General features: G+C 64.8%; 2 protein-coding genes. Both read left to right on the top strand.

Translation table 11 applies throughout. The features are described 5' to 3' along the window. The coding region (locus R4P95_RS33425) for an MspA family porin (RefSeq protein ID WP_317747841.1) at positions 1-272 on the top strand (272 nt) is incomplete at its 5' end. 66 nt (positions 273-338) lie between these two features. Beyond that, positions 339-1,018: MspA family porin (locus tag R4P95_RS33420; RefSeq protein WP_317747842.1), on the top strand; the 680-nt coding region annotated here is incomplete at its 3' end.

Genomic DNA, 1,018 nt, shown 5'->3' with positions numbered 1-1,018 from the left:
AGGGCAAGCTCAGCGCGGATCTCGGTTTCGATGCGCTGGGTATGGGTGGCTCGTTGTCGGTGCCGATCGAGGCCGGCGAGGTCAAGTTCGCGAAGATCAAGTCGAAGACCGATCTGAAGCCGGGTGTGTCGGCGATTCAGTACCGCGATCAGCAGATCGAGGTGCAGGGTTGCGGTGGTTACGCGCAGGCTCGGGCGTACACGATCGTGGAGGTTCCGGGTAACCACTACGTCAAGGCCACCCTCTACGGGCAGCCGTTCAGCATCGGCTGATTGCCGCTCCCGATCGATTCCATTCACGACTCTCGCGTAAGCGATCAGTAACCCTAGAGGGGAACCATGAACAGCAAGACCCTGCGCCACGGCGCCAAGGCTGCCGGCGTGGTCGCCGCGGCCACCGTCGCGATCGGCCTCCTTTCCACCGGTGCGGCCAATGCCGACACCTTCGTTCCGTTGCAGGACGGCGAGATCACGCAGACGCTGCTCGACGGCACCGTGGTGACCGTGCGTCAGACCGGTAACACGGCGAACATCAGCCCGTCGATGGGTTCGACTCCGTTGCACCGCAACGTGTGGACGTCGGGCACGATCGACGTGTCGATCAACGGTGGCACCGCCAAGGGCGGCAGCATCGATGCCGGTTACATCGTGGCGTGCCAGTTGAACTTCGGTGGCGAGGTCGGCGGTGAGGCCGGTGCGTCGCTCGTTCCGTCCGAGGTCGTCGGTGCGGCTGCCGGTGGCGATCCCGCCAGCATCCCGGTCGAGGGTGGTGCCGGTAGCGGCGTCTCGATCGGCCCCGGTAAGGCCACCAACGTGCCGATCCTCGACATCGAGTACACCGATGACTATGGCGCCGAGGCGCACAAGAGCAGCTTCAGCTTCAAGGGCAACAGCGGCGGCTTCTCCTACGCGGACGAGACCTTCGGTGTGTCCGGTTGCGCCGGTTACGCCCAGGCTCGTTCCTACGCCAAGGTGAGTGTCTCGACCGAGTCGGTCGATGGCACCGTCACCCTGTGGGG

The sequence above is a fragment of the Rhodococcus sp. IEGM 27 genome, assembly GCF_033142305.1.
In the GTDB taxonomy this organism is placed as follows: Bacteria; Actinomycetota; Actinomycetes; order Mycobacteriales; family Mycobacteriaceae; genus Rhodococcus_F; species Rhodococcus_F oxybenzonivorans.
The sequence above is the reverse complement of the archived record's forward strand: the minus strand, read 5'-3'. Positions and strand labels throughout refer to the sequence as shown.